General features: G+C 62.0%; 22 protein-coding genes and 1 other RNA gene. 8 read left to right on the forward strand and 15 right to left on the reverse strand.

The annotated features are described in order from the left end of the window. Nucleotides 1–41: 41 nt before the first annotated feature. The 8 genes from ACW9UO_RS01925 to ACW9UO_RS01960 form a co-directional block, all read right to left on the reverse strand. Entirely contained in the window at nt 42–263 is a 222-nt protein-coding gene (locus ACW9UO_RS01925; protein WP_457088587.1) for a ribbon-helix-helix domain-containing protein, read from the reverse strand. A gap of 167 nt (nt 264–430) precedes the next feature. Next, complete coding sequence (locus ACW9UO_RS01930) at nt 431–643, reverse strand: DUF4169 family protein (RefSeq protein ID WP_457087345.1); 213 nt, start codon at nt 641–643, stop codon at nt 431–433. Between the two features lie 109 nt (nt 644–752). Further along, a complete protein-coding gene (gene fumC, locus ACW9UO_RS01935; RefSeq protein ID WP_457087346.1) occupies nt 753–2144 on the reverse strand; it encodes a class II fumarate hydratase in 1392 nt (463 codons plus the stop codon). Nucleotides 2145–2257: 113 nt separating this feature from the next. Continuing rightward, a complete protein-coding gene (locus tag ACW9UO_RS01940; RefSeq protein ID WP_457087347.1) occupies nt 2258–2740 on the reverse strand; it encodes an SspB family protein in 483 nt (160 codons plus the stop codon). Between the two features lie 74 nt (nt 2741–2814). Then, nucleotides 2815–4071 carry a chromate efflux transporter gene (gene chrA / locus ACW9UO_RS01945; RefSeq protein WP_457087348.1) on the reverse strand — a complete coding sequence of 419 codons (1257 nt, stop codon included), beginning with the start codon at nt 4069–4071 and terminating at the stop codon, nt 2815–2817. A 284-nt stretch (nt 4072–4355) separates the two neighbouring features. After that, nucleotides 4356–4706, reverse strand: a transfer-messenger RNA (tmRNA) gene (gene ssrA / locus ACW9UO_RS01950). A 36-nt stretch (nt 4707–4742) separates the two neighbouring features. Beyond that, nucleotides 4743–5603 (reverse strand): DMT family transporter, encoded by an 861-nt coding sequence (locus ACW9UO_RS01955; protein WP_457087349.1) that lies wholly within the window; start codon nt 5601–5603, stop codon nt 4743–4745. Between the two features lie 26 nt (nt 5604–5629). Beyond that, on the reverse strand, nt 5630–6940 hold the full coding sequence (locus ACW9UO_RS01960; protein WP_457087350.1) for an HlyC/CorC family transporter: 1311 nt from the start codon (nt 6938–6940) through the stop codon (nt 5630–5632). 68 nt (nt 6941–7008) lie between these two features. On the opposite strand from ACW9UO_RS01960, the gene ACW9UO_RS01965 reads away from it, so the two are divergent. Beyond that, a complete protein-coding gene (locus ACW9UO_RS01965; protein WP_457087351.1) occupies nt 7009–7824 on the forward strand; it encodes a metallophosphoesterase family protein in 816 nt (271 codons plus the stop codon). Here the strand turns inward: ACW9UO_RS01965 and ACW9UO_RS01970 are convergent. From ACW9UO_RS01970 to ACW9UO_RS01980, 3 genes are read right to left on the reverse strand one after another with little or no spacing between them, the layout of a single operon-like run. Next, the gene (locus tag ACW9UO_RS01970) at nt 7821–8750 is read right to left on the reverse strand and encodes a site-specific tyrosine recombinase XerD (RefSeq protein ID WP_457087352.1); all 930 of its coding nucleotides are present in this window, start codon (nt 8748–8750) and stop codon (nt 7821–7823) included. The two genes, ACW9UO_RS01965 and ACW9UO_RS01970, sit on opposite strands and share 4 nt — an antisense overlap. Continuing rightward, complete coding sequence (locus ACW9UO_RS01975) at nt 8750–10342, reverse strand: hypothetical protein (protein WP_457087353.1); 1593 nt, start codon at nt 10340–10342, stop codon at nt 8750–8752. Before ACW9UO_RS01975 ends, ACW9UO_RS01970 begins: the two co-directional genes overlap by 1 nt. Further along, the gene (locus tag ACW9UO_RS01980; RefSeq protein WP_457087354.1) at nt 10332–10481 is read right to left on the reverse strand and encodes a hypothetical protein; all 150 of its coding nucleotides are present in this window, start codon (nt 10479–10481) and stop codon (nt 10332–10334) included. Before ACW9UO_RS01980 ends, ACW9UO_RS01975 begins: the two co-directional genes overlap by 11 nt. 142 nt (nt 10482–10623) lie before the next feature. Here ACW9UO_RS01980 and ACW9UO_RS01985 point away from each other — a divergent pair, with 142 nt between their 5' ends. Together ACW9UO_RS01985 and aroB are read left to right on the forward strand one after the other, a co-directional pair. Beyond that, complete coding sequence (locus ACW9UO_RS01985; protein ID WP_457087355.1) at nt 10624–11172, forward strand: shikimate kinase; 549 nt, start codon at nt 10624–10626, stop codon at nt 11170–11172. Next, nucleotides 11169–12281 carry a 3-dehydroquinate synthase gene (gene aroB, locus ACW9UO_RS01990; protein ID WP_457087356.1) on the forward strand — a complete coding sequence of 371 codons (1113 nt, stop codon included), beginning with the start codon at nt 11169–11171 and terminating at the stop codon, nt 12279–12281. Before ACW9UO_RS01985 ends, aroB begins: the two co-directional genes overlap by 4 nt. A gap of 226 nt (nt 12282–12507) precedes the next feature. On the opposite strand, the gene ACW9UO_RS01995 is transcribed toward aroB, so the two are convergent. Both ACW9UO_RS01995 and ACW9UO_RS02000 read right to left on the reverse strand, forming a co-directional pair. Then, nucleotides 12508–13137 carry a DUF1638 domain-containing protein gene (locus ACW9UO_RS01995; RefSeq protein ID WP_457087357.1) on the reverse strand — a complete coding sequence of 210 codons (630 nt, stop codon included), beginning with the start codon at nt 13135–13137 and terminating at the stop codon, nt 12508–12510. A 6-nt stretch (nt 13138–13143) separates the two neighbouring features. Beyond that, a complete protein-coding gene (locus tag ACW9UO_RS02000) occupies nt 13144–13845 on the reverse strand; it encodes a corrinoid protein (protein ID WP_457087358.1) in 702 nt (233 codons plus the stop codon). 178 nt (nt 13846–14023) lie between these two features. On the opposite strand from ACW9UO_RS02000, the gene ACW9UO_RS02005 reads away from it, so the two are divergent. Next, complete coding sequence (locus tag ACW9UO_RS02005) at nt 14024–15109, forward strand: PA0069 family radical SAM protein (RefSeq protein ID WP_457087359.1); 1086 nt, start codon at nt 14024–14026, stop codon at nt 15107–15109. A 91-nt stretch (nt 15110–15200) separates the two neighbouring features. Here the strand turns inward: ACW9UO_RS02005 and bmt are convergent, their stop codons facing one another. Both bmt and ACW9UO_RS02015 read right to left on the reverse strand, forming a co-directional pair. After that, nucleotides 15201–16214, reverse strand: coding sequence for a betaine--homocysteine S-methyltransferase (gene bmt / locus ACW9UO_RS02010; RefSeq protein WP_457087360.1), 1014 nt, complete (start codon nt 16212–16214; stop codon nt 15201–15203). A gap of 167 nt (nt 16215–16381) precedes the next feature. Then, the gene (locus tag ACW9UO_RS02015) at nt 16382–16696 is read right to left on the reverse strand and encodes a DUF1476 domain-containing protein (RefSeq protein ID WP_457087361.1); all 315 of its coding nucleotides are present in this window, start codon (nt 16694–16696) and stop codon (nt 16382–16384) included. A gap of 164 nt (nt 16697–16860) precedes the next feature. On the opposite strand from ACW9UO_RS02015, the gene purC reads away from it, so the two are divergent. From purC to ACW9UO_RS02035, 4 genes are all read left to right on the forward strand, one after another. Continuing rightward, complete coding sequence (gene purC, locus ACW9UO_RS02020; protein WP_457087362.1) at nt 16861–17622, forward strand: phosphoribosylaminoimidazolesuccinocarboxamide synthase; 762 nt, start codon at nt 16861–16863, stop codon at nt 17620–17622. A 91-nt stretch (nt 17623–17713) separates the two neighbouring features. Then, nucleotides 17714–17944, forward strand: a complete 231-nt coding sequence (gene purS / locus ACW9UO_RS02025; protein ID WP_457087363.1) for a phosphoribosylformylglycinamidine synthase subunit PurS — start codon at nt 17714–17716, stop codon at nt 17942–17944. Between the two features lie 45 nt (nt 17945–17989). Continuing rightward, nucleotides 17990–18664 carry a phosphoribosylformylglycinamidine synthase subunit PurQ gene (gene purQ / locus ACW9UO_RS02030; protein ID WP_457087364.1) on the forward strand — a complete coding sequence of 225 codons (675 nt, stop codon included), beginning with the start codon at nt 17990–17992 and terminating at the stop codon, nt 18662–18664. 53 nt (nt 18665–18717) lie between these two features. Then, a complete protein-coding gene (locus ACW9UO_RS02035; RefSeq protein ID WP_457087365.1) occupies nt 18718–20505 on the forward strand; it encodes a sensor histidine kinase in 1788 nt (595 codons plus the stop codon). Nucleotides 20506–20523: the final 18 nt, after the last annotated feature.

A 20523-nucleotide genomic window follows, 5' to 3' on the forward strand; every position in this document is an offset into this window, starting at 1 on the left:
GTGGCGCGGGGGATTGTCAGCGCCCCTGCGTCGACAAGCGGTTAGGCTGCGCTGCGATAGTGGCGCAGGACGTAAAGGCGGATGGCAGAGGCCAAGCCGCAATCAGAGCCCCGGTCTTCGTCAATTTCGGCCGCCAAGGCATTGATAGGCCTGCCTTTTGCCAGAGCGATTTCACGGAACGCCCGCCAAAAATCATCCTCGAGCGAGACCGACGTGCGGTGCCCACGCAAAGTGAGAGATCTTTTCTTTGGCCGACCGTTCATCAATTTTCCCCACGGTGGTGATCAAGGTGGTGTCCATGTCCCGGGCTGATTGCAGGGGCGGTTCCGTTTGGAAACCGGCATAACCCTTTGACATCAGTCAGTTCTAGCGGAACCCTCACCTACATTCACCCTAAAATCTATACAAGTATAAATAGTATAATGTAACTTTAAGGCGAATTGCCGTCATCTTTGGCACTTGATGGTGGCATCTCGAGGCGGGTTTGATCAAGCCCATTTCGCTGTTTTTCGGCCTCTCGCGCCTCGGCTTGTTTCTGCCCCGCGGTGCGGCCGAATTTGACCGCATTTTCAGAGGCCTTGTCCTGCCGGTCGCGGCGCGCCTTTTGTTTGCGAACCTGTCTGAGATTGATGATATTGGCCATTGTGCCCTCGCGCTTCTTCGATTTGAACCTAGTCAAAGTTGCCGCAAGGTCAAAAAAAAACGCCCGGACTGGGTGGGCCAGTCCGGGCGTGACGTGGTCGCGCAGAAGCTTACTTCGGGCCAACCATGTTTTCAGGGCGCACAACACGCTCGAATGTTTCTTCGTCAACGAAACCTAGCGCAACGGCTTCTTCCTTCAACGTGGTTTTGTTTTTATGTGCCGTCTTTGCGACCTTGGTCGCATTATCATAGCCGATTTCGGGGGCCAGCGCGGTCACCAGCATCAGCGACTCGCGCATCAGCTTTTCGATCCGGTCGCGGTCTGCTTGCAATCCGACCACCAGATTATCGGTAAAGGCCGAGGCGGAGTCGCCCAAAAGCTGCATCGATTGCAACACGTTATAGGCCATCATCGGCTTATAGACGTTAAGCTCGAAGTGGCCTTGCGAGCCGGCGAAACCGACAGCGGCGTCATTGCCAAAGACATGCGCGCAAACCTGTGTCAGCGCTTCGCACTGTGTCGGGTTGACCTTGCCCGGCATGATCGACGAACCGGGTTCGTTTTCCGGCAGGATCAGCTCGCCAAGCCCACAGCGCGGGCCAGAACCGAGCAGGCGGATGTCATTGGCAATCTTGAACAAGGAGGCCGCAACAACCTTGAGCGCGCCCGAGATTTCGATCATCGCGTCATGCGCCGCCAGCGCCTCGAATTTGTTGGGCGCGGTGATGAAGGGCAGGCCGGTGATTTCAGCCATATTGGCAGCAACCGTGGTGTCCCAGCCCGGCGAGGTGTTAAGCCCGGTGCCGACGGCGGTGCCGCCCTGTGCCAGCTCATATATCCGGCCCAATGCGTCTTTGACCCGCTGGATGCCCATCGCGATCTGATGGGTGTAGCCGCCAAATTCCTGGCTCAGCGTCAGGGGGGTGGCATCCTGGGTGTGGGTGCGGCCAATCTTGATGATGCCGTCAAATTCCTCGACCTTTTTCTGCATCGCGGCGTGGAGTTTCTCCAGACCGGGGATCAGCACGTCATGCGCAGTCATCGCGGTGGCGATGTGCATGGCGGTGGGGAAGGTGTCGTTCGACGACTGGCCCATGTTGCAGTGATCGTTGGGGTGAACCGGGTCTTTGGTTCCGAGCGTGCCGCCAAGGATTTCAATCGCGCGGTTGCCGATCACCTCGTTGGAATTCATGTTCGACTGGGTGCCCGAGCCGGTCTGCCAAACCACCAGCGGGAAGTTGTCGTCGAACTTACCCTCGTACACTTCGCCAGCGGCTTCGATGATCGCGTCGGCCACCCGAGCGTCAAGCTTGCCCGAGTCTTTGTTGGCCATGGCGCAGGCCTTCTTGATCACGCCAAGCGCGCGCACGATGGCGATGGGCTGTTTTTCCCAGCCAATCGGGAAGTTCAGGATCGAACGCTGGGTCTGAGCGCCCCAGTATTTGTCCGCGGGAACTTCGAGCGGGCCGAAGCTATCGGTTTCTGTACGGGTTTCGGTCATCGGGGCACTCCTTGACGGTTTGTCCCTTCAATACCGCAATCCCGGCAGAGTTCAATGATGTATACGACGGAATACAAACGCGCAGGCGGGTGGCAGTTTGCCCCGGCCCGCGGTTATTTGCGAAAACTGTCCAGGCTGACGACCTCGGCATCTTGATGATCGTCTTTGCTGGCTTTGTCAGAGGCTGGTTTTTCATCTTCCTCATCGTCCGCCAGCGCGGCGAGGCCCGGTTCGTCATCCTCGTCTTGCGACTCAAAGCGCAGGCCGAATTCGACCGACGGATCAACAAAGGTCTTGATCGCATCGTAGGGAATATACAGCGGCTCGGGCGCGTCGCCAAAGTTCAGCGTGACGGAAAAGCCCACGTCAGTGACATCAAGGTTTTCGTACCAATGCTGCATCACCACCGTCATATCGGTGGGATAGCGATCGATCAGCCACTGTGCGAGCTGCACATCGCGGTGGGTTGTGTCGAAGGTGATGAAAAAATGATGCTCTCCGGGCAGGCCACGCGCCGCCACGTCATCCAGCACTTCGCGGATCAGTCCGCGCATCGCGCGATGCATGAGGTTGCCGTAATCGATGCTGCTAGCCATGTTTTATTCCCGTAACCCTCTCTTGGATCATAGTGGATTCGGATCGAAACAAAAGAGGGTCACGCACTCTGGGGTCACATTAGGTTAACAGCGCCCAGACCCCATGCCGCGAGGGCCGTTGCCGCCAATGCGATGGGTACCGAAAGGCGCAGGCCAAACAGGGCGACCCCGGCCAGCGCCGAGAGGCCGAGGGCCACAGGCGCCAGGCTTGTGAGCACGGGCAGGGTGAGGGTGGCCGGACCGACCGACCATGTGGCGGCCTGGTCAAACAGCACGCCGATGGCGAACCAGACCGAGAGATTTGCGATCACCCCGACCACCGCCGCCGTCACCGCCGAGAGCGCGGCATTGATGCGCGGGCGGGCGGTGATCTGCTCGAGGTAGGGCGCACCGGCGAAGATCCACAGGAAGCACGGCGTGAAGGTCATCCACAGCGTCAGCGCGCCGGCCAGTGCAAAGCCGGTCCAGCCGTTGGCGTGCGATCCGGCGAGATGGCCGACGAACTGCGTCACAAGGATCAGCGGGCCGGGCGTGGTTTCGGCCAGCCCGAGGGCGTCGATCATTTCCGCCGTGGTGATCCAGCCCTGCGCTTGCACCACCTCTTGGGTCATATAGGCCAGCACGGCATAGGCCCCGCCGAAAGTGACCAGTGCGAGTTTGCCAAAGAACAGCGCCAGATCGAGCAGGAAGGGCATATCGAGCGCCCAGAGCACCACCAGCGGCAACAGCCACAACCCGCCCCAGATCGGCACCGCGAGGAGCGGCGGTTTGCCGGCGGGTGGCATTGGCGCGGGGTCTTGGAATGGGCGCGCGCGCAAGGCACCGTACAGCGCCGCGAGGCCGATGATCAGCGGAAACGGCAGCTGGAACGCGAACAGCGCGACGAAGGCTGCGAGGGCCAAGATGACGTCAGCGGCCCCGTGCAGCGCCTTTCGCGACAATCGCCACAGCGCTTGCAGCACGATGACGATCACGGCGGCTTTGATGCCGAGGAACACTGTCTGCACCACCTGCACATCGCCGAAGCGGAGATAGATTGCGGCCAGCGCGGCAATCACCACCGCCCCCGGCACCACAAACAACAGCCCCGCCAGCACCCCGCCAAAGGTGCCGCGCAGGCGCCATCCGGCATAGGTGGCCAGTTGCATCGCCTCGGGGCCGGGCAACATCATGCAAAAGCCCAAGGCGCGCAGGAATTGCGCCTCGCTGAGCCAGCCCCGGTCTTCGACCAGCTCGCGGTGCATCACCGCGATTTGCGCGGCCGGGCCGCCAAAAGACAACAGGCCAATCCGCCCGAAGGCGCGCAGCATGTCGGCGTTGGTCGGTGTCATGGGCGGGACCTCTCGTTGGCCCGACTGTTGGGTCGGTTCCTGGGATCGGTCATAGCTGGGGGGAGGATGGGGATACAAGGTGTTGGGGCGCAGGGGGAGGCGTGGCGGGAGGGCTTTCGCCGTGCCTTCGCACGTCGACAGGTTGGGGGCTTTGCCCCCAAACCCCCAGGATATTTTTAAGCCGAAGAAGATGGACGTGACGCGCCATTGCCACGTTGGGCGCAAGATGATGGGCGCAGTGATGTAGGGCGCTGTTATGCGAAGTGGGTGTCAAATGGGGGGGTAGTGCAGGTTTCTGTTGCCAGGTACCTGCGAACCCCGCCTGAAGCCGCTAAGCGACAGGACTTAAGATTTCGACAGTTCGGACTGCTTACGCAGCCATCGCCATCGGAGCTTTGTTGTCATTTGCAACTAGCTTGAATGTACCGATAACGGTGGTAACTCACCGAGACAAAGCATACCCCTTTAGACGTTCGTCGATCCTATTTCGTCCCCATGATCCCCAAATGAAGGATGGTTGGTGGAGACGCCGGGTACCGCCCCCGGGTCCGAACCGCTTATTACGAGCGCGTTTATGTCCATAGTCCCGAAGGACAAGGTTCAATATAGGGCGGGCTTGCGGGGATGTTAAGGGGGCGGGTGCGGAAATGTAGGGAATTTGCCGCGGTTTGTCAGGCCCGTGCGCGGGTGCTGCGAAACAGGGTGTAGAGCCCGCTGAGCACGATGACGGCGCTGCCGAGCAGGGTCATCAGGTCGGGGCGCTCGCCAAAGACCGCAATGCCGAGGATCATCGCAAACACCAGCCGGGTATAGCGGAACGGCACCGTGGTTGCGACCTGGCCCACCCGCATCGCGGCGGTCAGGCAGGTGTAGGCCAGAACGCCGACCGCGGTGGCGGCCATCAGGTGGGCGGAGGAGGGCAGATCGGGGAGCGGGCCGGGGCCCGTGACAGCAATCATGATCAGACCGGCAATGATCAGCGAGAGAAAGCCATAGACGCCAAGCTGGACGTTCGACATCGACGGCGGGCTGGCGCGGGTGGCCAGATCACGGCCGGCAAAGCCCAGCATCCCCAGAACCGCAAACAGGCTGGTGGCGGCGAAGGACTCGGTGCCCGGGCGCAGGATCATCAACACGCCGATGAACCCGACCACAATGCTGAGCCAGCGCCGCCAGCCGACAACCTCGCCAAAGAACACCACCGCGCCAAGCGCCACCACCAGCGGTGTGGCCTGCAGGATCGCCGAGACCAGCGAGAGCGGGGCCAGCGCGATGGCAAGTGTGAAAAACAGGCGGCCCAGCACTTCGCTGGTCGAGCGCAGCAGCAGCGGGCGGGAAAAGATCGCCGGGTGAAACAGCCTTTGGCCGCTGAGGCGCGCCCAGACAAGGAAGGCCGCCATGCCGCCGAGGCCAAAAATCAACAGGCCCATGCCAACCGAGACCTGTGCCATCGCCGCCTTGAGGAACATATCCTCAAGCGCAAACAGCGCCATTGCGGCGGACATCAGAAAGGGGCCGCTTTGGCGCAACATCACAGGGGCTTTCAGTTGGGGGCAGATTACCCCAGCGGGCTTATCTTGAGCTTGGTCACGCGGTTGTCCTTGCGGCCTGTCACCTCAAACCGGAAGCCATGGAACGAGAACACCTGACCCACCGCCGGAATAATCCGCGCGCCGTGGATCACCAGACCGGCGACGGTATTGGCCTCTTCGTCGGGCAGATTCCAGTCGGTGGCGCGGTTGAGATCTCGGATCGTCATGGCACCGTCGACATGATAATGGCCATCGTCACCACGGCGCACCGGATGATCGGCGTCAGGGTCAAACTCATCGGTGATCTCGCCGACGATCTCTTCGAGAATGTCCTCAAGCGTGATCAGCCCTTCGAGCGAGCCATATTCATCGACCACCAGCGCAAAGTGGGTGCGGCGGCGCAGGAACTGGCGCATCTGATCGTCAAGCGAGGTGGTGTCGGGCACGAAATAGGGTTTCATCGTGACCGATGTCACGTCAAAGCCTTCGAGCAATCCGGCCTGATTGTCCGAGCCATCCACCAGCCGATACATTGCGCGCAACAGGTCTTTGGCGTGGATCACGCCGATGATGTTTTCGGGGTCGTTCTTGTACACCGGCAAGCGGGTGTGGCGGCTCTCAAGACATTGGTTGAGGATGTCGCGCGGCGGGGTGTCGGCGTCTATCATCTCGATGCCCGAGCGGTGCAGCATGATCTCTTCGACGGTGCGGTCGGACAGGTCGAGCGCGCCCAAAATCCGGTCGCGGTCTTCCTTGAGCACAATGCCTTCGGAATGGCCGAGGTTCAGCGCGCCGGCAATCTCTTCGCGCACAGCAAGGATGTGGCTGTCGGGGTCGGTTTTCACGCCAAACAGGCTGAGCATCCCGCGCACCAGAAAGCGCACGGCGCTGACGATAGGCGAAAAGACGCGAATGATGATTTCGATCGGGGCCGAGACGATGGCCGCAGCGCGTTCGGCATTGGTGATCGCATAGGTTTTCGGCAGCACCTCGGCGAAGATCAGCACCAGCAGCGTCATGATCAGCGTCGCCAGCGCCACGCCGCTTTCGCCAAAGACGCGGGTGAACAGCGCCGTCGCCAGTGAGGTGGCGAGGATGTTGACCAGGTTGTTGCCCAAAAGCACCGAGCCGATCAGGCGTTCGTTGTCTTCTGTGATCTTAAGCGCCCGCTGCGCGCCACGATTGTTGCGGTCTGCCTGCGCCCGCAGTTTGCCGCGCGAGGCGGCGGTCAGCGCGGTTTCCGAGCCGGAAAAGAAGCCGGACATCACCAACAGCAGCAGGATGGCTGACGAGGTGATCCAGAATGCGCCATCCAGAAGCGGCGGGGAGGGTTCCATAAGATTGACTTTCGCTTGAACTCTGGGGGTTATGGGGCCGTAACCGGCTGCAATCAAGGGAGCGCCGCATGAAGAGTGCCGATCTGGGGCGGATCGAGGGGCCGGTGTTGCTATTTGGCGGGCCGTATTCCAATCGCCACGCCACACAGGCGCTGCGGGCCGAGGCCGCGCGGCGCGAAATTCCGCCGAGTGCATGCATTTTGACCGGCGATGTGGTGGCCTATTGCGGCGATCCGGCGGGCACTGTGAAAGAGGTGCGCGATTGGGGCTGTGCGGTGATTGCGGGCAATGTGGAAAAGCAGCTGGCCGAGGGGGCGGGCAATTGCGGCTGTGGCTTTGAGGAGGGCTCGACCTGTGATCGGCTGTCGGCGGGCTGGTACGGCTTTGCGGATGCGGCGATGACAGAAGAGATGCGCGGCTGGATGGCGGAACTGCCGGATATCGCGGTGTTCACGCAGGGCGCGCGGCGCTACGGCGTGATTCACGGCGGTGTCGCGGACATCAGCCGGTTTTTGTGGTCCACCTCGCCTGAGAGTGCGTTTGCCGAGGAGGTCGCGCGCTTGCAAGCGCTTGTCGGGCCGGTTGATGGCGTGGTTGCCGGGCACAGCGGGCTGCCGTTTGTGCGCGATGTCGCCGGGGTGGCTTGGATCAACGCCGGGGTGATTGGCATGCCGCCGCATGATGGCGGGCGGGATGTACGCTTTGTGGTGCTTGGGGCCGATGGGCCGGTGATCGAGACGCTTGCCTATGACTGGCAGGCGGCGCAAGCCGAGATGCGCGCCGCCGGGTTGACGCAGGGCTATGAGCTTGGGCTCGAAACCGGGGTTTGGCCGTCTGAGGATGTGCTGCCGGAGGCGTTGCGCCGCAAGTCGCGCCGGAGTTAGTCGCGGGCGAGCGGGTGATGCTCGAGCACCAGTTCGCGCAGGCGTTCTTCGAGCACATGGGTGTAGATCTCGGTCGTGGCCACATCGGCATGGCCCAGCAAGGTCTGGATCGCGCGCAGATCGGCGCCGTTTTGCAACAGATGGGTGGCGAAGGCGTGGCGCAGGGTGTGTGGGGTCACATCCGCCACCGAAAACCCGGCCTGCGCCGCCAGCGACTTGATCAGCGTGAAAAACCAGTGCCGCGTCAGATGCCCATCCTTGCCGCGCGAGGGGAACAGGAACGGCGAGGGCGGTTTGCCCTTTTGGCGCGCGTCTTCTTCGGCTCCGTCGCGGATCGCCAGCCATTCGGTCAGCGCAACCCGCGCAGGGGGCGACAGCGGCACCATCCGTTCCTTGCCGCCCTTGCCGCGCACGAGGATCAGTCGGGGATCGCCGCGCACCGCCGCAACCGGCAGCGACACAAGCTCGGTCACCCGCAAACCGGTGGCATAGAGCACCTGCATCAGACAGGTCGCGCGCACCCGGTCCTGCCGCGTGCGGCCGTGGGTTTCTGCCGCCTGCAACAGCCGTTCAACATCATCAATCGACAGCGTCTTGGGCAGGCGCTTTTCCTTGCCGGGGCCGGTGATCTGGATCGCAGGGTTGTCCATGCGCCAGCCTTCCTCAAAGCCAAAGCGATAAAGCTGCTTGATCGCCGACAGCCTGCGGGCGCGGGTGGATTTCGCCAGCCCGTCGGCCTCGCATTGGATCAGATAGCCTTCGATATGGTCGCGCTGCGCGGTCTCGAAGCTCTGGCCTTTGTGCGCCAGCCACTGCGCCACGTCGCGCAGATCTCGGCCATAGGCCAGCAGGGTGTTGTGCGCAGCGCCCAGCTCGGCGGCCTGCGCCTCAAGAAAAGCGGAAATATGCGCGTCGTCGACCGGCATCAGCCCTCAGCCGTGAGCAAAAGCGCCTGCAACGCGGTGCGGCGGGCAATATCCTCAAGCCCGATGGCACGGAAGGTCGACAGCGCGTCAGAAAGGGCCGCATCGTCGCCCAGATGCCCCTGATAGGCCAGCGACATGGCGCGCAAAATAACCTCGCCCAGCCGCTTTTCATCTAGCATGTCCTGCAAATGCGCGGGCGGTTTGCCGGCAAAGCCCTGCGCGATGGCGCGGGCGCGGGGGCTCGGCGCAGGGGCGTCCTCGGGTTGGCCCTGTGCGACGGCCACGGCGAATTTGTGGCTGAGGCCAGCAGGCTCGACCCCACGCGACAGGGTCTCATACTCAGGCGACAGCAAGATCATCTGAAGCTTGATCGCCGCAGCCGAGCCAGCAAGTTCATGTTTGGCCACGGCAGCGGCATAATATTTCGAAAACGGCGTGGCGAGATCGGCGTCAAACATCACCGACCAAACCCGGCGCAGCGCCGTGCTGATCGAGGCCATGTCACCCACCGCCAACTCGCGCTCAAAGCGCTGGATTGCAGCGGCCCGGTCCCAAACGCTTCCCGAGGCGGACGGGCGGCCCAGCGTGTAAAAGGCAAACAGCTGCTGTTCGGGCAGCGCACCGGCGCGCACCAAACGCTCGGCGGCTTCGATCTGGGCCTTCCAGCCGCTGTCACCGTTGAGATCGGCATTGGCAAAGGCGCGGGGCAGGGTGTGCGTCGGCACCGGCTCGCCCAAGGCCTCATGCAGGCGGAATTCCAACGGGGTCAGGCGCAGCGAGGGCGGCAATGACGGCAGGTCTTCGGCCAATTCGGGATCAAGAAACCCCAGCAGCAAAGAGTATTGCGCGGTGGTCACATCGCCAAGGGCAAAGCCGGTTTCCAAAGTCGTGAGCGCCAGTTCCCAGCGCCCCGACAGCGCCAGACAATAGACCCGCGCACTCAGGTCAGGGGCAAGCCGGGGCCGCCCCGCGAGCACTTCGCAGGCCGCGACAGCAGGACCGGCGAGCAGCGACAGGTCAAGCACCCGCGCAAACAAGTCGCGGTCGGCGGTGGCATCGGTGAGGGCCAGCAATTCGGCGGATTGGGCCACCGCGCCCATGCCGATCAACCGGTCGATGCGCGCCAGAAGAAAATCGCCACGGGTGTCTGTCGGCGGCAGGGCTTCGGCCAGCAACAGCGCAAACAGCAGCGATTGCATCGCCGGTTGGCCATCGACGTTCTGCGCGCGGATCAGATCGGCCAGCCTGTTGGCTTCGCTCGCTTGCCACAGGGTCTGGGGAAAGCCGGTGACTTGCGGCGGCAACAGCCCAACAGCATCGACATTGGGCGCATCAAGCGGTTCGACCGTCACGTCGGGCCTGGTGGCATCGCGGGTGACGGCAGGCTCTTTAGTCGGATTTTTGACCGGACGCTTAACCGGAGGAGCCAGGGCGGCGGCGTCGGGCACAAGGCCATAATCGCTGTCTTCCGAGGGCTGTCGATCCAGCCACTCAATCGCCGACAACGGATCTTGCGCCGCCAGCGGCGACGCCAATGCCGACATCAGCGCAAAATGCAGCGCTGCCCCGCCAAATACCCGGTTAACCCGCATCCAGCACCACCGGTTCGCGAATCTCTTGGGCGGGTGGAGAGAAGTCGACGCCAAAATACGGGCCGACATAGGCATAGCCCACCAGCGCGATTCCGGCCAGAACAGCCAGATAAAAGAGATACTTGATCAATCGTCCCATGGTGTAACTGCCTCTGCCTTAAACTTTACGGTTTCCGCTGCGGCGGTTTTTTTCCTCTTATATCTGGCCTTTTTTGCAAGTTCACGTCATTCACGTCCGAGATACGAAATTTTGAAGCCAATCGGCAAAAATCGGCAAGAATATGCAGTGGCAGGTGAAGAAAACCATCGTGATGGTTGGGATGATGGGCGCGGGCAAGACGGCCGTGGGCCGCGCCGTGGCGCAGCGGCTGGGCGTTTCGTTCCTTGATTCCGACGCTGAAATCGTCGAAGCCGCCAATATGTCGATCGCGGAGATCTTTTCGCGCGATGGCGAGCCGTTCTTTCGCAGCAAGGAAACCCAGATCATCGGTCGCCTGCTTGAAAGCGAGCGCTGTGTGCTGTCGACCGGGGGCGGTGCGTTTTTGTCGGGCACCAACCGCGAGATGATTGCCGATCAGGGCGTGGCGGTCTGGCTGGATGCGGATCTTGATCTGCTGTGGCAGCGGGTGAAACACAAAGACACCCGGCCGCTTTTGCGCACGGCGGACCCCTATGCGACGCTGAAGGACCTGTATGAAAAGCGGGTGCCGCAATACGCCAAGGCGGATGTGCATGTGAAGGCCGACAAGTCCTATTCGATCGATCAAATGGCGCGCCGGGTGATCGAAGACCTCGAAGCGCGCCCCGACGTTCTGGAGAAGATACAATGATCGAAACCGTGCATGTGCCGCTGGATGACCGGGCTTATGACATTCGCATCGGTGGTGGGCTTCTGGCCCGCGCCGGTGCCGAGATCGCGCCGCTTTTGGCGCGGCCCCGCGTGGCGGTTCTGACGGATGAAAACGTTGCGGCGGCGCATCTGGAGGGGTTGCGCGCCGGGCTGGCCGCCGAGGGGATCGAAATGGTTTCGCTGGCGTTGCCGCCGGGCGAGAGCACCAAGAGCTGGCCCGAGTTTTCCCGCGCGGTTGAATGGCTTTTGGCGCAAAAGGTCGAGCGGCGCGATGTGGTGGTGGCGCTTGGCGGCGGAGTGATCGGTGATCTGGCGGGCTTTGCCGCTGCGGTTCTGCGCCGGGGCGTGCGCTTTGTGCAGGTGCCGACCTCGCTTTTGGCGCAGGTGGATTCCTCGGTCGGTGGCAAGACCGGGATCAACGCGCCGCAGGGCAAGAACCTGATCGGTGCCTTTCACCAGCCCTCGCTGGTGCTGGCCGACACCGATGTGCTGAAAACCCTGCCGCCGCGCGATTTCCTCGCTGGGTATGGCGAGGTGGTGAAATACGGCATGCTGGGCGATGCGGCGTTCTTTGACTGGCTTGAAGTCAACGGCCCGGCGATGGCGGCGGGCCACGACGGTGCGCGCATTCATGCGGTGCGCCGGTCCTGTGAGATGAAAGCCGAGATCGTGGTGCGCGACGAGACCGAACAGGGCGACCGCGCGCTGTTGAACCTTGGCCATACGTTTTGCCATGCTTTGGAGGCGGCGACCGGCTATTCCGACCGGCTTTTGCACGGCGAGGGCGTGGCGATTGGCTGTGCAATGGCGTTTGAGCTTTCGTCGCGGCTGGGCCTGTGTTCGCAGGAAGATCCTAGCCGGGTGCGCGCGCATCTTAAGGCGATGGGGATGAAATGCGATCTGGCGGATATTGCCGGGGATTTGCCTGCGGCCGAGGTGCTTTTGGACCTGATGGGGCAGGACAAGAAGGTGATCGACGGCAAGCTGCGGTTTATCCTCGCGCGTGGAATTGGCGAGGCGTTTGTGACTTCGGATGTGCCCGGTGACGCGGTGCTGGGCGTGCTGCGCGACGGGCTTTCGGCGCGCTGAGGCTGTTAAAATGAGCGCTTCCGCGCACTTTTATTCAGCAGGGTGAGGGGTGACGCTTTTGCCTCTGGCGGTGCGTTTGGGCGCACTGGCTTTAAGCTGCTGAGAAGCGGTTCAGGGGCAGGTTTGCCCAGAACGCGCCTCGTCTAGTGTTCTGCGAGTCGTCTGCGCCTCAAGGACCTTTGGCCGCCTTCGGCGGTCGCTGCGCGATCCTTGACCCGCAGCCGACTCACGGGGTGAGGGTTTGGAAGATCGGTTTTAGGTCGCCGTAGCCGGTAAAGCGGCGCTCGAACGGCAGGCCGAGGCGCTCTGCGCAAGCTTTGGCCTTTTCTGTCAGATCGGGGTCGTCGATCTGGGCTTGGTAAACCAATTTTTCATAATTGCCGAAGTACATTTCTCGGAGTTCTGGGTGGCGGTCGAGGCCGAGAGGCTCCCAGACGAAGGCATCGAACTGGCGCACAAGGAAATCAGTGAGGTAAAAGGCGGTGAATTCATCGCGGGCGGCGAAGGCGGCGTTGCCTTCGAAGAAGCTGTAGCAATGTGGGCCGGGGACCATCTCGACGCCCATCTCGGCGCAGGCGGCTTGCAGATGGCCGCCGGTGCCGCAATCGGCATAAACGACGAACAGCCGATCATAGGCCGCGCGGTGCTTGGCCACGGCGGCGCGCACGGCGTCGGTGATCCGGTCGGGGGTGTTGTGCAGTTTTGCCGGCAGGCAGGTCAGGTCGAGGTGATCCCAGCCATTGGCGGCTTTGAGATCGAGGATCTCACGTGCCAGGGCGCCGCAGGCGATCAGCAGGATGCGGCCCTTGCCTTTGGGGGCAAGGCCCGCTTCGGTCAGGGTCGCATCGCTGATCATGGTGGCTTATCCGGCCATCTGGTTGTGTTTGCGCGCGACGTATTCCTTGGCGGTTTCCACCGCCACGGCCGCATCACGGCAATAGGCATCGGCGCCGATTGCTTTGCCGAATTCCTCGTTCAGCGGCGCGCCGCCGACGAGCACGATGTAATCGTCGCGAATGCCCATTTCGATCATCGTGTCGATGACGACCTTCATATAGGGCATGGTGGTGGTCAGCAGAGCGGACATGCCGAGGATATCCGCCTCTTCGGCCTTGATCGCCTCGAGATAGCTTTCGACCGGGTTGTTGATCCCCAGATCGACCACTTCAAAGCCCGCGCCTTCCATCATCATCGACACAAGGTTTTTGCCGATGTCGTGGATGTCGCCCTTGACCGTGCCGATCACCATTTTGCCCATGCGCGGCGCGCCGGTTTCGGCCAGAAGCGGCTTGAGGATGGCCATGCCGCCCTTCATCGCGTTGGCGGCCAGCAGCACTTCGGGCACAAACAGGATGCCGTCGCGGAAGTCCTTGCCGACGATTGTCATCCCGCCGACAAGTGCCGTGGTCAGCACGTCGTAGGGCTGCCATTTGCGCCCGAGCAGGATGTTGACGGCCTCTTCGATTTCATCGCGAAGACCGTCGTACAGATCGTCGTGCATTTGCAGGACAAGCTCGTCGTCGTCCAGTTCCGAAAGGATGATGTCGTCTTCTTCGTCGGACATTTGTGATTCCTTTTGTTGGGCTGCGGTGGCCCGGGTTTTCTCAGCTATGGCCAGAATGCCGCTGGTGCTGTTGGCAAATTGCGACATGGATCGCGCTTTGACCGACGAAAGCGGCGTTTGACCGGGGGCGTGTGACAGAGGGTTTGCGGATGTTCTGATTTTGTTCTATCGTGACGGCATGGATGACCTGCCAGTTGAGATCGATGCGCGCCGCCGCCCCGGACGCGGGGCCAATCGCAATGAGACCGGGCGCTATGAGCGGCATGCCCGGGTTGCGGGGCATGACGGTTGGGAGATTGAGGAAGACCTTCCCATCGCCCGTACCGAGGTTCGCGAAGAGCGGGCGCGCAGCCTGATCACCTATAACCGGTCGCCGGATTTGCCGTTCGACCGCTCGATCAACCCGTACCGGGGCTGCGAACATGGCTGTATTTATTGCTTTGCCCGGCCGAGCCATGCCTATCTTGGCCTGTCGCCGGGATTGGATTTTGAGACGCGGCTGGTGGCGCGGCCCAATGCCGCCGAGGTTTTGACACGCGAATTGCGGGCTGGGGCATACCGGGTTGCCCCGATTGCAATTGGCACGAATACCGATCCCTATCAACCGGTTGAGCGGGACCGCCGGATCATGCGCGCCTGTCTTGAGGTTTTGGCCGGGTGCGATCACCCGGTGGCGATTGTCACCAAAGGCACGCTGGTCGAGCGTGACATTGATATACTGGCCCCGATGGCGCGCAAAGGGCTGGTGCGGGTGGGGATTTCGATCACCACGCTCGACGCCGATGTGGCGCGCAAGATGGAGCCGCGGGTGCCGGGGCCGAAACGCCGGCTGGCCACCGTCCGTCGGCTGACCGAGGCGGGCATTCCGGTGCGCTTGATGGTGTCGCCCGTCGTTCCCGCGCTGACCGATCCCGAACTGGAAGCGATCTTGCAGGCCGGGCATGACGCCGGGGCCGATGCCGCCAGCTGGATCATGCTGCGGCTGCCGCGCGAGGTGTCTCCGCTGTGGCAGGCCTGGTTGGCCGAGCATTATCCGGGTCGGGCCGGTCGCATCATGGCGCGGCTGCGCGAAATGCACGGCGGTAAGGAATACGACGCCCGTTGGGGCCGCAGGATGCGGGGCGAGGGGCCTTATGCCGAGATCATCGCCGCGCGTTTCAAACGCAAGGCCCGCGAACTGGGATTGGATCGCCAGGCACCGGCTTTGCGATGTGATCTGTTCACGCCACCGGTTTTGCCGGGCGATCAGTTGCGGCTGTTCTGACATGCGTCGTTGGCACAGCTTTTGCGCCGGCGTCGCCACCGACGCGCAGGGGCTTGGCCGACAAGATGTCATGCGGGTCATGTGGGTGTCCTTAGCCGCGCTTGCGGCGGCGGTTGCGCGGCTTTTCGGGCGGGGCTTCGCCGGACCCGTCGCTTTCAGAGCTGAAGCCACCGATGGCGGCAACGATTTGATCGAGCGTCGGGCGCGGACCTGCTGGGCGGGTTTCCAGCGCCTCGCGCATGGCGCGCAGGTGGTTGGGCATGGTGCCGCAGCAGCCGCCAATGATCTTTGCGCCCGCGTTGCGCGCCATGACCGCGTAGTCGGCCATCAGTTCGGGCGTGCCATCGTAATGGATGTGGCCGTCGACGTATTTCGGGATACCAGCGTTGCCCTTGGCAATCAGCGGCAGATCCGGGTCTTGCGCCGCAAAGCTTAGCGTGGTGCGCAAAAGATCCGAGGCACCGGTGCCGCAGTTGGCCCCGAAGGCCAGCGGCGGATTGGGCAGACCCTGTGCCAGCGCCACCATATCGGCAGCGGTCAGGCCCATCATCGTGCGGCCGGCAGTGTCAAAGCTCATCGTGCCACACCAGGGCATACCGGCGAGGGCAAAGGCCTCGGCGGCGGCGCGGAATTCTTCGGGGGCGGAGATCGTCTCAACCCAGAGCACATCTGCGCCCCCGGCCTTAAGCCCCTCGGCCTGTTCGTGGAACATTTCAACCGCGACAGCGTGCGACAGGGTGCCAATCGGCTCCATAATATCGCCGGTGGGGCCAACAGAGCCGGCCACGATCACCGGGCGACCGGCCGCATCGGCAACTTCGCGGCCCAGTTCGGCGGCGGTGCGGTTCAATTCCAGAACGCGGTCCTGCGCGTTGTGCAGTTTCAGACGCGAGGCGTTGCCGCCAAAGGTGTTGGTCAGGAAGATGTCAGACCCGGCATCCACCGCACCACGATAGAGATTGCGGATTTTCTCGGGTTCGTCGACGTTCCACAACTCGGGCGCATCGCCAGACATCAGCCCCATATTGAACAGGTTGGTCCCGGTGGCACCATCGGCCAACAGCCAATCGCGTTCGGTCAGAAGTTTGCTCAGCGCGTCGGTCATCGGGGGTACTTTCCTGTCAAATGGTCCTGCGGCGGATGCCATAGGGCGCGACAGGGCGCAAATACATAATTCTCAAGATCATTATGAGCCGCACACCCAAGCGGTATGCGGGAGATGGAAAAGGCGGCCCCGAAAAGCCGCCTTGATCGACGCGCGCCGGGGCGGCGTCAGACCTCTTTAAGAAGCTGGCCTTTGGCCTCGGCCAGTGCCTCGATCATCTTGGTGCGGATCTCGGCTTCGGTGGCTTTGTCGCCCAGATCGCCCGAAACCTTGCGCACCACGTCTTCGTGGCCGACTTCTTCGAAGTCTGATTTCACCACGTCCATGGCATACGCATTGGCATCCTCGCCGGTTTTGCCCAAAAGCCCGGCGGCCCAGAGGCCCACAAGCTTGTTGCGGCGCACTTCGGCTTTGAACTTCATTTCCTCGTCATGGGCGAACTTGGCTTCGAAAGCGTGCTCGCGGTCGTCGAATGTGGTCATGGCCTGTCCTCTGGTGACGAAATGGGTCGTTCAAGATATGCCGTCCCGCGCGCTTCGCCGCAAGGGGGGAGGTCCGCTTGCGACAATGCGGAGCATGGCGTATGAGGGCGCACGCGCGGCGGGGACTCGGCCCCAAGCTGCGCCTTGGCAGGAAAGGTCGCGAGATGGCGCGTCGCAAGAAGATCTATGAAGGCAAAGCGAAAATTCTTTATGAAGGCCCCGAACCCGGGACCATCGTGCAGTACTTCAAGGATGATGCCACGGCGTTTAATGCCGAAAAGAAAGATGTGATTGACGGCAAAGGCGTGTTGAACAACCGCCTGAGCGAATATTTCATGACCGGGCTGAACGAAATCGGCGTACCGACCCATTTCATCAAGCGGCTCAACATGCGTGAGCAACTGGTGAAATCCTGCGAAATCATTCCGTTGGAAGTGATTGTGCGCAACTTTGCCGCCGGTTCGATGAGCAAGCGCTTGGGCATCGAAGAAGGCACCCGCCTGCCGCGTCCGATCGTGGAATACTGCTACAAGGACGACAAGCTCGGCGATCCGATTGTGACCGAAGAGCATATCGCTGCCTTTGGTTGGGCCAGCCCGCAAGACATGGACGATATTCTGAGCCTCGCTTTGCGGGTCAACGATTATATGTCCGGTCTGATGTACGGCGTCGGCATCAAACTGGTGGATTTCAAGATCGAGATCGGCCGGGTGTATGACGGTGACTTCCAGCGCCTTGTTGTGGCCGATGAAATCAGCCCCGACAGCTGCCGCCTGTGGGATCTCAAGACCGGTCAAAAGCTTGACAAGGATGTGTTCCGCCAGGATCTCGGCTCGCTGACCGACGCCTATACCGAGGTGGCGACGCGTCTGGGTGTGATGCCGCGCAATGCGACTCCGATGGAAAAGCCGAAGCTTATCAACTGATTGCGCCGCGTTGTTGCGGTGATGGTTGAGGTTTGAACGAAGTGAAAGACCCTTGGGCGGTGTCCCGAGGGCGACAAGAAGGACGAATGGCATGAAAGCGCGTGTGCATGTGATGCTGAAAAACGGTGTGCTTGATCCGCAGGGCGAAGCGGTGCGCCACGCGCTTGGCGCGCTGGGGTTTGACGCGGTCAACGGCGTGCGTCAGGGCAAGGTGATCGACCTTGATCTGGCCGAGGGCACGACCGAGGCGCAAGTGACCGAGATGTGCGAAAAGCTACTCGCCAATACGGTGATCGAAAGCTATCTCATCGAGATGAACTGAGCGGCGCAAGCCGTTCAAACCGCTGACTAATTCAGGAGTGCCGCGATGAAAGCTGCCGTCCTCGTCTTTCCCGGATCGAACTGTGATCGTGACATGGCCGTGGCCTTTGAAACGGCGGGTTTCGACGTTTCGATGGTCTGGCACAAGGATCATGCGCTGCCTGAGGGCGTCGATATCGTCGGCGTGCCGGGCGGGTTTTCCTATGGCGATTACCTGCGCTGCGGCGCGATTGCTGCCAATTCGCCCATCTGCCGCGAGTTAAAGCAACACGCCGAGGCGGGTGGCTATGTGATCGGTGTCTGCAACGGCTTTCAGGTTCTGACCGAGACCGGGCTGCTGCCGGGGGCGCTGCTGCGCAATGCCGGGCTGAAATACATCTGCCGCTCTGTGCCGCTGATCGTTGGCACCGAAGACAGCGTGTTTACCCAAGGCTATAGCAAGGATCAGGAAATCCTGATTCCGATTGCGCACCACGATGGCAACTATTTCGCCGACGATGCGACGCTCGACCAGCTTGAGGCTGAGGATCGGGTGGCGTTCCGCTATGGCGACAACCCCAACGGATCGGCGCGTGACATCGCCGGGGTGCTGTCGGGCAACCGCCGGGTGCTGGGCATGATGCCGCACCCCGAGCGCGCCGCAGAGCCCAGCCACGGCAACAGCGACGGCAAGCCTGTTTTTGATGCGCTGGCCGCCGCGCTTGAGCGGGTAACCGCCTGAGATCACGCCACTGTCGCTTGAGCGGGCGGCGGCAGAGGCGTAGACTCGTTGCAATGGAAAAAACCCCTCGAAGAAGCGCCCGACCGGGCGAACGGTTGTTGCGCCGTGGCGGCCCGCTAAGCTGGCGTGTCCGCTTGGCGCTGTTTGCGCTTTTGGTGCTGGCGGTGACGACGGTGTGGTTTACCAACCGGCTGCTGACCGACCGCTTTACCGAGACCACGCGCAACCGGGCCGAGCTGCGCCTTGCGCTGTATTCCGGCAACGTGCTGTCCGAGTTGCGGCGCAATTCCATCGTGCCGCAGCTTTTGGCGCGCGATCCTGCGTTGATCGGGGCGTTGAACTCGGCGGATTATTCGCAATCAACGCAACGGCTTATCTCATTCGTGGATGAAATCGGCGCGGCTTCGTTGATCCTTTTGGATGGCGGTGGCCGGGCGGTGGCCGCGACCGACCGCAATATTCTCGGCTCGATCCACCGGCAAGAGCCGTACTTCATCGGCGCGCTGCGCTCGAATGCGACGGTGTTTTCCGCGCTGCCGCGCGAGGCTGGTGGCTACAAATTTGCCTATAGCCGCCGGATTGAAAGCAACGGCGAATTGGTCGGCGTGATTGTTGTTGAGGTCGATCTGCAAAAGTTTGAGCGCGCTTGGGTGGGGATCGCCGATGCGGTGCTTGTGACCGACAGCGAAGGCGTGATCATCCTCGCGACCGAGCCGCGCTGGCGTGGGTTGGCCGAGGCCGATGCGCTCAAGCGTGAACCGGCCGACAGCGCCATCGAACGCGCTTTGCGCGCCACCACCGACTGGACGCACATCCCGGCCGATGCCTATCTCAAAGGCGAGGCGGTGCTGCGGATGGAGGGGCGGATTGCCTTTCGCGGCTGGCGCATTGCCAGTTTCACGCCCTATACCAGCGTGCGCGAAAAGGTGAATGCGGTCTTGGCGATGGAGATCATGGGCTTTGCCATTCTGCTGGCGCTGGCGTTCTATTTCCTCAGCCGCAAGACCGCGGTGCGCATGGCGCTGTTCCAACGGGAATCAGCGGAATTGCGGGCGCTGAACACCCGCCTGCAACGCGAAATTGCCGAACGTGAGCGGGTGCAAAAGACGTTGGCGGTGGCTGAACAGACCCTAGCGCAAAGCTCGAAACTGGCGGCTTTGGGCGAAATGTCGGCGGCGGTGAGCCATGAGTTGAACCAGCCTTTGGCGGCGATGAAAACCTATCTGGCGGGCGCGCGGCTGTTGATCAATCGCAACCGCCCGGATGAGGCGCTGTCGTCTTTTGCGCGGGTCGATGACCTGCTTGATAGGATGGGCGCGATCACACGGCAGCTTAAAAGCTATGCCCGCAAAGGCGGCGAAACCCTCAGCCCGGTTGATCTGGGCGAATCGCTGTCCTCGGCGCTGGCGATGATGGAACCGCAATTGAAGCAGCGGCATGTGAACCTCGCGCGGATCCTGCCGCCACAGCCGGTGCGGGTGATGGCCGACCGGGTGCGTGTCGAGCAGGTGATGGTGAACCTGTTGCGCAACGCGCTTGATGCCACCAAGGGCCTGCGCGATCCGCAAATCGAAGTGATGCTTTCGGGTTTTGGCGAGATGGCAACCCTGAGTGTGCGTGACAATGGCCACGGGATCGACGATCTCGATGAGCTGTTCGAACCGTTTTACACCACCAAACAGCCGGGCGAGGGCGTTGGCCTTGGGCTGGCGATTTCTTCGGGGATTGTCAGCGATTTGGGCGGTCGTTTGACCGCGCGCAACGGCGAAGATGCGGGTGCGGTGTTTGAAATGCAACTGCCCATCCTAGATGATACTGTGGACAATGAAGCCGCAGAATAATTTTGATCGAACAAGAGG

This window comes from Marinovum sedimenti (genome assembly GCF_054052205.1).